Below are 14,118 nucleotides of genomic sequence, written 5' to 3'. Positions count from 1 at the left end.
AGTTATGAAACAAACCTGGCGTTGGTATGGCCCGGAAGATCCTGTTTCATTAGCGGATATCCGTCAGGCGGGAGCAACTGGGATTGTGACGGCGTTGCACCACATTCCCAACGGCGAAATCTGGCCTGTCGAAGAGATAGCGCAACGTAAGGCACTGATTGAAGCTAATCAACTTGAGTGGACAGTGGTAGAAAGTGTTCCCATTCATGAAGATATCAAAACGCATACTGGGGAATACGATCGGTGGATCGAAAACTATCAACAAACCTTGCGTAACCTCGCTGTCTGCGGGATTAAAACAGTATGCTACAACTTTATGCCGGTTCTGGATTGGACACGGACAGATCTCGCGTATGAATTGCCTGATGGATCAAAAGCGCTGCGCTTTGATCAAATCGAATTTGCTGTTTTTGATATCCACATCTTGCAACGTTGTGGTGCAGAAAAAGATTATTCCGAAGATGAAATTGTACAAGCACAATCACGCTTCGCTGCAATGACAGAAGAAGAAAAACAACAACTGACAGATACGATTATTGCTGGCCTTCCTGGCGCTGAGGAAGGTTATAGCTTGGAACAATTTCGCCAACACCTGAAACGTTATACAGGAATTGATAAGGAAAAATTACGTGAGCACTTTGCTTATTTCCTGCAAAAGATCATTCCGGTAGCGGAAGAGCACGGTATCAACATGGCGGTTCATCCTGATGATCCACCGCGTGAAATCTTAGGCCTACCACGCATTGTTTCTACGCTAGAAGATATGCGTTGGATAGCTGAAACGGTAGACAGCAATGCCAATGGCTATACGATGTGCACCGGATCTTATGGCGTGCGGGCGGATAATGATTTGGTAAAGATGATCAAATTATTTGGTTCCCGTATCTATTTCCTCCACTTGCGCTCAACCGTGCGTGAAGAAAACCCATCCACGTTCCATGAAGCGGCACATCTTGCGGGTGATGTGGATATGTATGAAGTGATCAAAGCGGTTGCGGAAGAAGAACATCGTCGGTTGGCGGCGGGTGAAAATCACCTGATTCCCATGCGGCCTGATCATGGTCATCAAATACTTGATGATTTGAAAAAGAAAACGAACCCTGGCTATTCGGCAATCGGCCGCCTGAAAGGGCTGGCTGAAATTCGTGGCCTTGAGTTGGGTATTCATCGCGCATTTTACCAAAAATAATTTCTGAGCTAACCCTACATGGTGGTGGATGAATATCACCCACTACCGCTTATTGGTGAGTCCATTATGGAAAAAAATCTTGTCAATGCGATAACTTCTGTCCCATACCCTGGTTGGACAACCGAACGTCTGACTTCCCGTATGGTGCATTTAGGCTGCGGTGCATTTCATCGGGCGCATCAGGCGCTTTATACACATTATGTATTAGAACAGACAGACAGTGATTGGGGATTTTGTGAAGTTAATTTGATGCTAAATGATGCTTCACTGATTGAAAATCTGAAAAAACAATCTATGCGCTATACCGTTGCAGAAAAAGGGCAGGAAGAAATCAGATTAAAAATTATTGGTTCGATGAAAGAAGGTATGCACCCATTAATTGATGGCGTTCAGGCGATTATCGAAAAAATGGCTGATCCTGATGTTGCCATCATCTCTTTGACAATCACGGAAAAAGGTTATTGTACCGATGCCGTGACAGGGCGGTTAGATCCAAATAATGAGTTGATTATTAAAGATATTGCTAATCCCGCGGTGCCAAGATCAGCTATCGGCTATATCACGGCGGCGCTAAGATTGCGTTTTGAACGAAACCTACCCGCTGTGACGATTTTGTCGTGTGATAACGTGCGGGAAAATGGACATGTTGCCCGTGATGCCGTATTAGGTCTGGCGCGTTTGCAGGACAGAAAATTGGCACAATGGATAGAAAGTCAGGTGACATTTCCCTGCACGATGGTGGATCGCATTGTGCCGGCAGCGACGCCAGAAACGTTAACTGAAATTGCCCAACAGCTGGGCGTTGCCGATCCGTGTGCTATTGCCTGCGAACCTTTTCGTCAATGGGTGATTGAAGATAACTTTGTCAATGGGCGCCCAAATTGGGATCTGGCCGGTGCGCAATTTGTGGACGATGTGGTGCCCTTTGAAATGATGAAATTGCGTATGTTAAATGGCGCTCATTCATTTTTGGCCTACCTGGGATATTTAGGTGGCTATGCGCATATCTCCGATACCATGACAAATGCCGATTATCGTCGGGCGGTGTATGCACTGATGTTAAATGAACAAGCCCCAACGCTATCAATGCCAGAAGATATCGACCTGATGGCCTATGCGGATAAATTGCTCGAACGATTCACTAACCCAGCGTTAAAACACCAGACCTGGCAAATTGCGATGGATGGCAGCCAGAAATTGCCGCAGCGCATGATTGATTCCATTGAATGGCATCTTTTGCGGGGAAGTGATTATCGCCATTTAGCGCTTGGTGTAGCGGGTTGGATGCGTTATATCAGCGGCGTGGATGAACAAGGCCAACCCATTGATGTGCGTGATCCATTAAAAGAAACCTTTGTGGCGATTTTTGCCAAATATGGTCAGTCGGTCGAGGTGGTGAAAGAATTACTGGCAATTGAATCGATCTTCGGCAAGAAACTCGCAAAAAACCGTGAATTTGTCGATAACGTCACCAAAGCCTACCAAAACTTACTCAATGTTGGCACCCGCCAAGCGGTTGCGGCTCTTTGACCATAGAGGAAAATCCCATGAAAACCTTTATGTGTGAAGATTTCCTGTTAAATAATGACGTTGCCCGCCGTCTTTATCATGATTACGCGGCATTGATGCCTATTTATGACTATCACTGTCATCTCAATCCCAAAGAAATTGCGCAAAACCGCCGTTTCCACAATCTTGGTCAAATCTGGCTGGAGGGCGATCATTATAAATGGCGCGCGATGCGTGCGGCAGGGATTGAAGAGGCACGAATTACCGGTGCTGAAAGCAGTGATTATGAAAAATACCTCGCATGGGCGGAAACGGTTCCTCTGACGATTGGCAATCCACTTTATCACTGGACTCATCTGGAATTGCGGCGTCCCTTTGGCATTAGCGGAAAACTATTTGCGCCTGATACTGCAAAGGCTATTTGGCATGAAGCGAACGAGAAACTCTCACAAGATGAATTTTCTGCCCGTGGCATTATGCAGCAAATGCAGGTACGCATGGCAGGAACAACGGATGATCCCATTGATTCTCTCGAATATCATCAACAGATTGCCAAAGATAAAGATTTTACCATCGAAGTATTACCAAGCTGGCGTCCAGACAAAGTCTGCAAAATTGAGCTATCGGGTTTTTGTGACTATCTCGAACGATTAGGAGAAGTCGCAGATGTCGCGATCGGGCGTTTTGCTGATTTATTGCAGGCATTAGAGCGCCGACTTAAACACTTTCAAGAGCACGGTTGTGTGGCATCGGATCATGGTATTGAACAGTTGCGTTATGCGCCGATACCTGACGAAAAAGTGTTAGACATCATTTTGCAAAAGCGCAGACAAGGGCAATTACTCAGTGAATTAGAAATAGCACAATTTACGACAGCGCTACTGGTTTGGTTAGGTAAACAGTACGCAAAACGTGGCTGGGTCATGCAACTGCATATTGGCGCCTTACGCAATACCAACACGCGTATGTTTAAGCGGTTAGGGCCAGACAGCGGCTTTGATTCCATTGGGGATAATCCTATCGCTTATCCATTATCTCGCTTGTTGGATGAAATGGATAAAACCGATGAATTACCGAAGACCATTCTCTATTGTTTAAATCCCCGTGATAACGAAGTGATCGCAACTATGACTGGTAATTTTCAGGGCGGGGATCAGGGTGATAAAAGTATTCGGGGGAAAATCCAGTTTGGATCGGGCTGGTGGTTCAACGATCAAAAAGACGGTATGCAGCGTCAATTGGAGCAACTTTCCCAATTAGGTTTATTGAGTCAGTTTGTCGGTATGCTGACAGATTCACGCAGCTTTTTATCTTATACCCGTCATGAATATTTTCGGCGCATTCTCTGCAATATGCTGGGAAATTGGGTCGAAAATGGTGAAATCCCCCATGATGAGAAGATGCTGGGGCAGATAGTCCAGGACATCTGCTTTAATAATGCTGAACGTTATTTTCAGGCTATAAAGGATTAAAGAATGCAGATGCGGAAAATTGCCCTGATTGGCGAATGCATGGTTGAGCTAAATGGCATTCCATTTGGTGCCATGACACAAAGTTATGGCGGTGATGTGCTAAATAGTGCAGTTTATCTGGCTCGCGCTGGCGGCAATATACTTGATGTCCATTTTGTCACAGCGATGGGTACGGATCCTTTGAGCGAAGGCATGATCTCACGCTGGCAGCAAGAGGGCATTAATACTTCGTTAGTGTTGCGTGACAACGCCCATCAACCCGGTTTATACCTAATCCAGCTTGATGAAAAAGGTGAGCGTACGTTTCTTTACTGGCGCAATAACTCGGCGGCGCGTTATCTCTGGCGCCATCCTGATTATCCTTTCTTGCGCCAGCAATTGCAGAATATGGACGTACTCTATCTCAGTGGGATCAGCCTGGCGATTTTGCCTGAGCATGATCGCCAATTGCTGCTCATTGATTTGAACCAGTTGGCTGCTGAAGGGAAATTGATTTTCTTTGACAGTAATTATCGTCCCGCTTTATGGGAAAACGAAATACAAGCCCGTGAGTGTTATCAGCAAATGTATGCCATCACTGATATCGCGTTAGTCACTGACGATGACGAAGCGCGTCTCTGGGGAGATTCATCAATTGAGGCAAGCTTTAACCGCCTGAAAAGCATGGGGGTTAAACAAGCCATTATCAAAGCGGGTGAACGGGGCTGTTTTTATCGTGACTTAAGCGGCTGCGATGCCACGCAACATATTGAGACTCAACCTGTTACACCTGTCGTTGATACCACTTCGGCAGGTGATGCATTTAATGCGGGTTTTATCGCGGGGCTGTTAAATGGGAAATCCATTTATGATTCAGCATTAATGGGGCATCAGCTCGCAAGGGTTGTGATCCAGCATAAAGGTGCGATTGTACCGCAGACAGCGACACAGCCGGTTACCGCCCGTTTTTTTAATTCGAACGAAATCGGAGAGAATGATAATGCAAGAGATAATGGCGCGTCTGCGTCAGATTAAAATTGTGCCTGTGATAGCTATTGAAGAGGCCAGAGATATCATTCCCCTTGGTCATGCATTAGCAGACAACGGCCTGCCTGTGGCTGAAATCACGTTTCGTACCGAGAGTGCCGCCGAAGCGATCAGTCTACTGAAGGCTGAGCGGCCAGATATGTTGATCGGTGCAGGAACCGTGCTTCATCGTGAACATGTTCGTCAGGCAAAAGCCGCGGGGGCAGAGTTTGTCGTCTCACCAGGGCTTAATCCAAACACTGTACAAGCATGCCAGCAAATTGGTATTCCTATCATTCCTGGCGTGAATAACCCCAGTACTATTGAACAAGCGCTGGAATTAGGCATCGATTTTGTCAAATTCTTCCCGGCTGAGCCTTCAGGTGGCATTGCGATGATTAAAGCACTACTTGCACCGTACCCACAGTTGCAAGTCATGCCAACCGGTGGGATCAACGTGAAGAACATTCGCGATTATCTTGCTATCCCACAAATTGTGGCATGTGGTGGATCATGGATGGTCAGCCCACAGTTGATTCGGGATAAGGACTGGAAGGAGGTTGGTAGATTGGTGAGGGAAGCGGTGGGGTTGGTTAATGCTGGATGAGGGAATATCTATTTCACAATAGATAACTTTCTATGACTTAATGTGTTAGTCATCGAAATGAACCACATCATTATCTGCTTTGTGATTAATATCACGATTTCTTGGATTTTTATGACAATGGACAACTTTTAACATAATAATATTCAATTATTTTTTAATTTTATTAGCGCATTAAAGATAATCATTTAATCTTTAAATGGTGGTTTAATAACATTTAAATAAATATGAATATTACGATAATACTTCGATATTGGGGAAAAGCACGGAAGCTAAAAGATACAGAAGGTGTTGAATATCATCTGTTACCTTTCCACAGTCTGGATGTGGTCAGTGTAGCTGCGTACTGGTGGGATCATAGCCCAGGGTTAAGGCGCCTGTTTTGTATCCATCAAGACAGAAGTGAGCGAGAAATAAGAGCGTGGGTGCTCTTTTTTGTTGCACTGCATGATCTGGGTAAATTTGAAATCCGCTTTCAATGTAAGTCATCACAAGTTTGGCTGTTTTTAAACCCAGAAGATAAGCAATCCCGCCTGCCTTCAATCAATGATTGTAAAAGTTACGATCATGGTGCTTCTGGGCTTTACTGGTTTATTAAGGATCATCAGCCAGAATCATCTGAAGATGACGATGGGTTTTCTGAGCCTGCAACAGAAACACAGCTTTACCAAGATTGGCTCCCCTGGGTAGAAGCCGTGTTTGGTCATCATGGTACTATCAAACAGAAAAAGAGTGTGACCCAACGTGATGATGTCTACTCATTATTATTTTCATTACGTCACCATGCAGATCGTGATAAACAAGCTCGGCTCGCTTGGTTGGATATTGCAGCGGAATTGTTTTTAGCGCCTGTTGGACTTTCATTACAAGATACGCCACCTGACTGTTCCGTTTTGATGGCTGGGTTTTGTTCTATAGCGGACTGGCTAGGCTCTAGGTCAACCGAAGATACTTTTAACTACCGTGCGGCGGCTGTTTCTGATGTGGCAGAGTTACGGGCTTACTTCGAGCAACGTTACCAAGAAGATGCCATGCGTGTAGTGACACATAGTGGATTAATAGGTCAGGTAAAACAGGGGGCTTCAGTACAGGCATTGCTTGATTCTGGTTATCAGCCTCGGCAAGTACAGACTCTGGTTGATAATCTTCCTGTTGCTCCTGGGCTAACATTGATCGAAGCATCCACAGGCTCCGGTAAGACGGAAGCTGCCCTCGCTTATGCCTGGCGATTGCTGGAGCATAATCTGGCCGATAGCATTATCTTTGCATTACCGACCCAGGCTACGGCTAACGCGATGTTGGATCGTATGGACAAGTTGGCGGAAAAACTCTTCACGGCTCCGAACTTGATTCTTGCTCATGGTAATGCGCATCTTAATACGACTTTTCAAGCGATCAAACAGCGAGGGATTAATCTTCAAGAAGAAGATGCCTGGAGCCAGTGCTGTGAATGGTTATCGCAGGGACGAAAACGGGTTTTTTTAGGGCAAATAGGGGTTTGTACTATCGATCAGGTGCTAGTTTCTGTATTGCCGATCCGTCATCGTTTTATCCGTGGCTTTGGTGTTGGCCGTAGTGTGCTAATTGTTGATGAGATACATGCTTATGATCAATACATGTATGGCTTGCTGGATGCGGTTTTGCACAATCAGTTGAGCGCCGGAAGCTCGGCAATATTACTGTCGGCTACGTTACCGCAATGGCAGAAACAGCAACTACTAAGCAGTTATGCTCCCCAGCCAAATGATGATAGCAATAAACAAACAGTGGCAGCAGAAGATGTTCCTTATCCTCTGATTAGCTGGGTTGGTAATGAAGGAATGCAGTTTTTTGACTTGCAAAATCAACCCGAACAATACCCTGCTTCATTCTCTCTCCAGCTTGAACCTTATTACACTGAAGATGCTGTACCAGATGATGCTTTACTGGAACGTATGGTTGATGCTGCCCGTAAGGGGGCTCAGGTCTGTCTGATCTGTAATTTGGTTGATGTAGCTCAACAGACCTGGCGGCGACTTAAAAAGCTGGCAGCAGGCAGTGTTGACGTTATGTTGTTTCATGCGCGTTTTAGTCTGGTGGACCGGCAAGAAAAAGAGAACACAGCACTGAGTTACTTTGGTAAAGGAGGAGATCGTTGTGATGGACGTATTCTGGTGGCTACCCAGGTCATAGAACAATCGTTGGATGTCGATTTTGATTGGTTGATTACTCAACACTGTCCGGTGGATCTTTTATTCCAGCGTCTGGGCAGATTGCATCGTCATTGCTGGCTAGTGCGTCCTTATGGTTTTGAGGATCCCATAGCGACGGTGCTCTTCCCTGCTTCTGGCAGTTATGGGCTACATGGCAAAATTTACAGTCATACCCGTGTGATGTGGCGTACCCAAAAGTGGATCGAAGCTCTGCAAGGTAAACCACTTATCTTTCCTGATGCCTACCGTAAATGGATTGAACCTATCTATCGGGAAGAGATTTCTGAACCTGAGCCGCAATGGGTGACAGAAGGTATGAAACTCTTTGAAGAAAATAATTTTACTCAGCGTATGAAAGCACAGCGAATAATGGATTGGGCTGAAGTCGTTGGGTTGGGGGACGTTGAAGGTAATGAAAGAGCGGTCACCCGTGATGGTGCTATGAGTATTCCTTTGGTGCCTTTTATTTCAACCGAAGCTGGTCGACAGTTGTTAGATGGCAGTATTTATGAACAACTGGGGGAATTTCATCAGCAGGAGGCATTAACCCGTAATCAGGTGAATATTCCTTTGGGATGGAAGAAAAAATTGGGTCTGGTTCAGGATAAATGGAACAGGGTTTGGTTGGAAGGAAACAGAGATAGTGCTGATTGGGCCTGGAGTAGCCAGGACGGCAGATTACGTTACAGTCATGAACAGGGGATGATATTAGTCATCCCCAAATAAATCCCAAAAGGGTTTGGGAACTTGATGACAAGCATCATTATTCATATACAGAATGACGGTTTATCCCCGTACTCACGGGGAATATACAGCGGAGTAGTATACGTTATGGTTTGTCGTAGGCAATAAATTTAATTTTACAAGAGTGGGGCATTATTTGACATGTTCGGTACACAATAACTTACATATACATAATGACTTGATTTTTTATTGCCGTTTATATCGTTCTTCGCTACCCTAAATGCCAAATATTCAGAATGAGATTTGGACATGCGGGAGTTTGTCAAAAATATCAGGTTATTAATCAATGCCATAAATTCAGTCACCCCTATGGGAATTGCGATTGTATCTCTTTCGGTGGCAGCGTTGGCGTTGTTGTTGGAAATAGCGAAAATTTTTGGTTAAGGGAGGAAAGTTGATGGATTTACTGGTTCATAATTGGATCCCCGTCCGTCCGATGGCAGGGGGAACACCCACTACAATTTCTCTGCAAACATTATTGTGTTCGGACGAACAATGGATGTTATGTTTACCCAGAGACGATATGGAGCTGGCTGCGCTCCAGTTGCTGATTTGCCTTACTCAGGTAATTTGGACACCGCAAGATGAACAGACTTTGCGCCTGCGTATAAAGCAGCCGCTAACACCAGATGATTTCGTTCAGGGAGTTTCTGCTTGGGGTGATACTTTTCAGCTTGATCATCCTGAAAAACCCTTTATGCAGTTTAAAGGTGTGTCAGCCAAGGATGTAACCGGTATGGATACGCTGTTGGCCGGATTGACAGGCGCCACCAACTGTACCTTCATTAATGAACCGGGACAAGGGAATGCATTATGCGGTGGCTGTACCGCTGTTGCCTTGTTTAACAAGGCAAATAATGCCCCCAGTTTTGGTGGCGGGTTTAAAAGTGGTTTACGTGGAGGTGCTCCTGTTACCACGCTGATACAGGCAGTAGATAACCGCAGGGCGGATCTACGTACAACTGTCTGGTTGAATGTATTGATTAAACCTTCTCTGCAAAAATGGTTTAGCGAGGATGTGCAAACTAACCCATTGCCAGTATGGCAGGAGCCGATTCAGGCAGGGGAAACCATTCCTGCTGCTCGTATTGGTTTACTCAGAGGGCTGTTCTGGCAACCCAATCATATTGAATTATGTCCGCCAATAGGGGCTGGTCAATGCAGTGGTTGCGGACAACACGTTGCACAACGCTATACCGGCTTCCTGAAAGAAAAGTTTGTTTTCACGGTAGAGGGCGTGTGGCCGCATCCTCACTCTCCCCGTGTATTACAGGTAAAACAAGGGGCAGCGGAAGAGAAATTCCTGGCTTTTACAACCTCTGCTCCATCGTGGACCCATCTTAGCCGTTTGCTGGTCAAGGTTCAGCTGGAGGAGGAGGAAGATGAAAAAAGGAAAAAAAATGCGGGAGGACATCTTCCTGCCACTGTGGTGGATCAAAGCAGCGTCTTATTTCCCAATGCGCAATTGCAATTGATTGTCGGTGGTTATCGTAATAATCAGGCGTCCATTTTGGAGCGCCGGCATGATGTGATGGTTGTTAATCAAGGCTGGCAAAACAATCCTGAAGTCATCAATGAAATTGTCAAAATAGGTCTTGAGCACAAGACAGCTTTGCGTAAAGCGCTTTACATCTTTGCTGAAGGTATCAAAGAGCATGATATCAAAGGATCTGGAATAGCCGTGCATGAAAAGGGAGAGAGAGAATATTACCGGCAGAGTGATTTGCTGATCCCTAATTTGCTAGTATCTATCGATTTTACACAGGCAGATGAGCGTTTAGAGCAATTGAAGAAAAGTCTAAATAATTTGTGTATTAATCTTTTTAAACAAATAACCGCCCCTTATTGCCATCACCCCAAGCTGGTCAAGGCATTAGCTGTTGCCCGCCGTAGCCTATACAAACAACTCGCTGCTTTGAGTTAGCCTCAAGGAGAATAAAAATATGTCGTTTGATGCTGATTTTGATCCACTTGTGCTCTATAAAGCTTGGAATGAACTGGATAATGGTGCTTGTGCCCAACTTAGGCGTGTGACGGAACCTGGAGAATTGAAAGATATTCCCGCTTTTTACTATCTGGTGAGAGATTTTGGCTGGCATGCTCCCAAGAATCAATTGCCGTTGCTCCGTATGGTGTTTTGTCTGAGCGCAGGGAAAGAGGTTATTGAACATACTGAACCGGATGAAAAAAATCCCAAAGGTATTAGTCTGGGTAAGGCGCTGGCAGATAGTGAGCGTATCAGTGAACGCCGGCTGTACCAAATGTTGCGTGCGGATTGGCCTAACGATATGGTGCAGTTGCGTCGTTTACTCATCCATGCTGAACCTAAGCTTTACTGGCCAACGCTGGCCAAGCAATTAATATGGTGGAATCAACATGCACGCCGTCAGATATTAGAAGATTTCATACTTTCCCTCCCTCAAAAGAAAAAAGCATAAGGATGTAACATAATGAACAATTTTATTAACTTCCACGTATTAATCTCCCATAGTCCGGCTTGTCTGAACCGTGATGATATGAATATGCAAAAAGATGCCATCTTTGGTGGCAGGCGTCGAGTTCGTATTTCCAGCCAAAGCCTTAAACGTACTATGCGTAAGAGTGACTACTATATGCGGCATCTGGGTGAGTCGAGTATTCGAACTATCCAACTGGCTGAACTAAGGAATGTTTTACATGAACGTTTAGGAACACGCTTTGAAACAGCATTGATTGATCGTTCACTGACACTACTGACTGGAGAACCAATTGATGATTCGGAGGAAATTCTTGGGGGTGCCATATCTCCCTGGGTCGTAGGCGAAGTCGCCTGGTTCTGTGAACAGGTTGCTCAGGCAGATGCTGAAGGGGTCGATGACAAGAAACTGACAAAACAACTGAAATCAAACATTGCGGCTATGCGCGCTAATTTACAAAATGGCGTTGATCTGGCGTTAAGTGGCCGTATGGCGACTAGCGGTATGATGAAGGAATTGGGTAAAGTGGATGGGGCGATGTCTATTGCACACGCCATCACTACCCATACTGTGGCATCGGATATTGACTGGTTTGCTGCTGTTGATGACTTAAAAGATTTAGGATCTGCTCATTTGGGGACGCAGGAGTTCTCTGCTGGTGTGTTCTACCGTTATGCCAGCCTGAATTTTGCACAATTACAGGAAAATCTCGGTGGTATTGAACGCAGCAAGGCGTTAGATATTGCTGCACATCTGGCGCATATGCTGGCGACAGAAACCCCGAATGCTAAACAGCGTACATTTGCAGCGTTTAACCCAGCGGATCTGGTGATAGTCAACTTTTCCGATGTGCCAATATCTATGGCTAATGCTTTTGAATCACCTGTCAGAGCAGAGCAAGAGGGTTATCTCAAACCTTCGATTAAAGCGTTTACCGATTACTGGAACCGTGTTGCTAAAGTCTATGGACTAACTGGACCAGCCGCACAATTCTCTTTGCTGGATACGGAACTTGCGAACGGTGTTGTATCCAAATCAGGGTTAGAAGAGCTGAAAACTTGGATCCGTAATAACGGTGAGGGTTAAATATGGTTTCTTATCTCATATTACGCCTTTCTGGACCTATGCAGTTTTGGGGGCAACCCACATTTGAAGGTATGCGTCCTACTGCTAATTTCCCCACTCGTAGTGGTTTACTAGGGTTGCTTGGAGCATGTCTGGGGATACGCCGAAATGATAAAACTGCGCTTCAGGCTTTATCTGACAGTGTTCGTTTCGCAGTGCGCTGTGATGAACATAAATTGGATGATGATTCTGTGGAGAATAAGTCTGTGAAGGTTAGCAAAATTACGGATTATCACACCATCAAAGATGCCAGAGTGGATTACGTTAGTCTGAAAAGCCATGACATCATTCAAACCTGGCGTGAATATCTCTGTGATGCGCACTTTACTGTCGCTGTTTGGTGTTTACCTGATAGTCATTACAAATTAGCAAGTTTAGTTACTGCTGTCCAAAAGCCTTGGTTTACTCCTTATTTGGGGAGACGTAGTTGTCCATTGAGTCATCCACTCTATTTGGGACAATGTGAGGCAGACAATCCTCGATTAGCGTTAAATCAATTTGGTGATGGAGGAACTATTTATAGTGAAGAGGCTATCGATTCAAAAGGATATCCTTTACGCGTACGGGATGAGCCTATCGTTGCCTTGCCTCGTCAATTTTCAGCGCATGATTGGTTTGTGGTTCAGGGAGACTCATCATGTTCTTAAGCAAAGTTTGGATCGACTGGCGATGGGCGAAAGATCCCTATCAATTGCATCGGGCTTTGTGGCAGCTTTTCCCCAATCGTCCTAATGATACACGTGATTTTCTCTTTCGGATTGAGGCACAGCACTTTGGTCGTGGTGCGGAAGCTTTATTACAATCAGCACAGGCACCTTCGTCGGTACAAGCGGCTCAGGTTATCGTGAATAAACCTATTCAGTGGAGTATTCCCAATGGTGCCAAGTTACGCTTTAAGCTACGGGCTAATCCGATTAAGACTATCAAAGACGGGGAACAGCGCCGTGATCGTAATGGAAGGGTCAAATGTTGCCGAGTGCCGCTTATCCATGAGGAGGAGCAGTTGCAGTGGTTATCACGCAAATTGGCAGGAGCTGCGCTGTTATCGACGGTATGGGTGACACCGGAGTCCCCAATCTATTTTTGCAAAGATGATATTAAGGGGAAAATTCAGCCAATAAGTTTTGAAGGACAACTCATTGTACAGGAAGGTGATGTTTTCACCTCTCTTTTGCGTCAAGGAATTGGGCCGGCTAAAGCCATGGGATGTGGTTTACTCTCTTTGGCGCTTGGTTAGAATTTTATTGTTGATGACTAGCCTTTTGGGATTGGGAAATTCTTTTAGTAACATAGCTGCTAAGCGTTGGAGATAAAAATATTTCGTATTGGAAATTTTGGTAGATTGGCATGGGTTTTAGTTTTGTTTTTTTAACATCATGAAAAATCAGTGTTTTTATATTTGATAAAATGAAGTTTTTAGGTAAAAAACGTGGTGGAATTTTTTCTGTTAAAAAAGTTATTTAAAAACATAATAATAGAGTTGGTCTGTTCCCCATGTGTATGGGGATAAACCGTGTCTTCACTGAGTACGATTTCTTGGGAAAGCCTGTTCCCCATGTGTATGGGGATAAACCGCATGTTTAACTATGCGTATTATTTGACCTAAACTGTTCCCCATGTGTATGGGGATAAACCGATCGTCCTGAGATCCTTTTTGATATTTGGCGACTGTTCCCCATGTGTATGGGGATAAACCGACTTTCGTCACAATTCCGACATCAAACTGATACTGTTCCCCATGTGTATGGGGATAAACCGTTTTTGCACCAACGTTCCCTGTACTGGAATAACTGTTCCCCATGTGTATGGGGATAAACCGGCA

12 protein-coding genes and 1 CRISPR repeat array (1 of these 13 only partly in view) are annotated in these 14,118 nt (G+C 45.0%); all 12 genes read left to right on the top strand.

Annotated elements, in window-relative coordinates; translation table 11 throughout:
- Positions 1–4 precede the first annotated feature (4 nt).
- A complete protein-coding gene (uxuA, locus tag WDV74_RS14555) occupies positions 5–1,189 on the top strand; it encodes a mannonate dehydratase (protein ID WP_338883524.1) in 1,185 nt (394 codons plus the stop codon).
- A gap of 66 nt (positions 1,190–1,255) precedes the next feature.
- Positions 1,256–2,719, top strand: coding sequence for a fructuronate reductase (locus WDV74_RS14550; protein WP_338883523.1), 1,464 nt, complete (start codon positions 1,256–1,258; stop codon positions 2,717–2,719).
- A gap of 17 nt (positions 2,720–2,736) precedes the next feature.
- A complete protein-coding gene (gene uxaC / locus WDV74_RS14545) occupies positions 2,737–4,170 on the top strand; it encodes a glucuronate isomerase (RefSeq protein WP_338883522.1) in 1,434 nt (477 codons plus the stop codon).
- Between the two features lie 3 nt (positions 4,171–4,173).
- A complete protein-coding gene (locus tag WDV74_RS14540) occupies positions 4,174–5,184 on the top strand; it encodes a sugar kinase (RefSeq protein WP_338883521.1) in 1,011 nt (336 codons plus the stop codon).
- Positions 5,150–5,782 carry a bifunctional 4-hydroxy-2-oxoglutarate aldolase/2-dehydro-3-deoxy-phosphogluconate aldolase gene (locus WDV74_RS14535; protein ID WP_338883520.1) on the top strand — a complete coding sequence of 211 codons (633 nt, stop codon included), beginning with the start codon at positions 5,150–5,152 and terminating at the stop codon, positions 5,780–5,782. Before WDV74_RS14540 ends, WDV74_RS14535 begins: the two co-directional genes overlap by 35 nt.
- A 224-nt stretch (positions 5,783–6,006) precedes the next feature.
- Positions 6,007–8,697: a CRISPR-associated helicase/endonuclease Cas3 gene (gene cas3, locus WDV74_RS14530; protein ID WP_338883519.1), complete on the top strand. Its 2,691-nt coding sequence runs from the start codon at positions 6,007–6,009 to the stop codon at positions 8,695–8,697.
- Between the two features lie 267 nt (positions 8,698–8,964).
- Positions 8,965–9,099 (top strand): hypothetical protein, encoded by a 135-nt coding sequence (locus WDV74_RS14525; RefSeq protein ID WP_273558495.1) that lies wholly within the window; start codon positions 8,965–8,967, stop codon positions 9,097–9,099.
- A gap of 13 nt (positions 9,100–9,112) precedes the next feature.
- On the top strand, positions 9,113–10,639 hold the full coding sequence (gene casA / locus WDV74_RS14520) for a type I-E CRISPR-associated protein Cse1/CasA (protein WP_338883518.1): 1,527 nt from the start codon (positions 9,113–9,115) through the stop codon (positions 10,637–10,639).
- Between the two features lie 19 nt (positions 10,640–10,658).
- Positions 10,659–11,153, top strand: a complete 495-nt coding sequence (casB, locus tag WDV74_RS14515; protein ID WP_338883516.1) for a type I-E CRISPR-associated protein Cse2/CasB — start codon at positions 10,659–10,661, stop codon at positions 11,151–11,153.
- Positions 11,154–11,165: 12 nt separating this feature from the next.
- Positions 11,166–12,257 carry a type I-E CRISPR-associated protein Cas7/Cse4/CasC gene (gene cas7e, locus WDV74_RS14510; protein ID WP_338883515.1) on the top strand — a complete coding sequence of 364 codons (1,092 nt, stop codon included), beginning with the start codon at positions 11,166–11,168 and terminating at the stop codon, positions 12,255–12,257.
- Between the two features lie 2 nt (positions 12,258–12,259).
- Complete coding sequence (cas5e, locus tag WDV74_RS14505; protein WP_338883514.1) at positions 12,260–12,943, top strand: type I-E CRISPR-associated protein Cas5/CasD; 684 nt, start codon at positions 12,260–12,262, stop codon at positions 12,941–12,943.
- Positions 12,934–13,533: a type I-E CRISPR-associated protein Cas6/Cse3/CasE gene (cas6e, locus tag WDV74_RS14500; protein WP_338883513.1), complete on the top strand. Its 600-nt coding sequence runs from the start codon at positions 12,934–12,936 to the stop codon at positions 13,531–13,533. Before cas5e ends, cas6e begins: the two co-directional genes overlap by 10 nt.
- 248 nt (positions 13,534–13,781) lie before the next feature.
- Positions 13,782–14,118: a CRISPR direct-repeat array (repeat unit 29 nt; unit sequence CTGTTCCCCATGTGTATGGGGATAAACCG) (it continues 1,830 nt past the right edge of the window).

Origin of the sequence: Xenorhabdus sp. TH1 (assembly GCF_037260955.1) — a bacterium.
Classification (GTDB): Bacteria; Pseudomonadota; Gammaproteobacteria; order Enterobacterales; family Enterobacteriaceae; genus Xenorhabdus; species Xenorhabdus griffiniae.
Note: the sequence above shows the minus strand (reverse complement) of the source record. Positions and strands in the feature narration are given on the sequence as shown.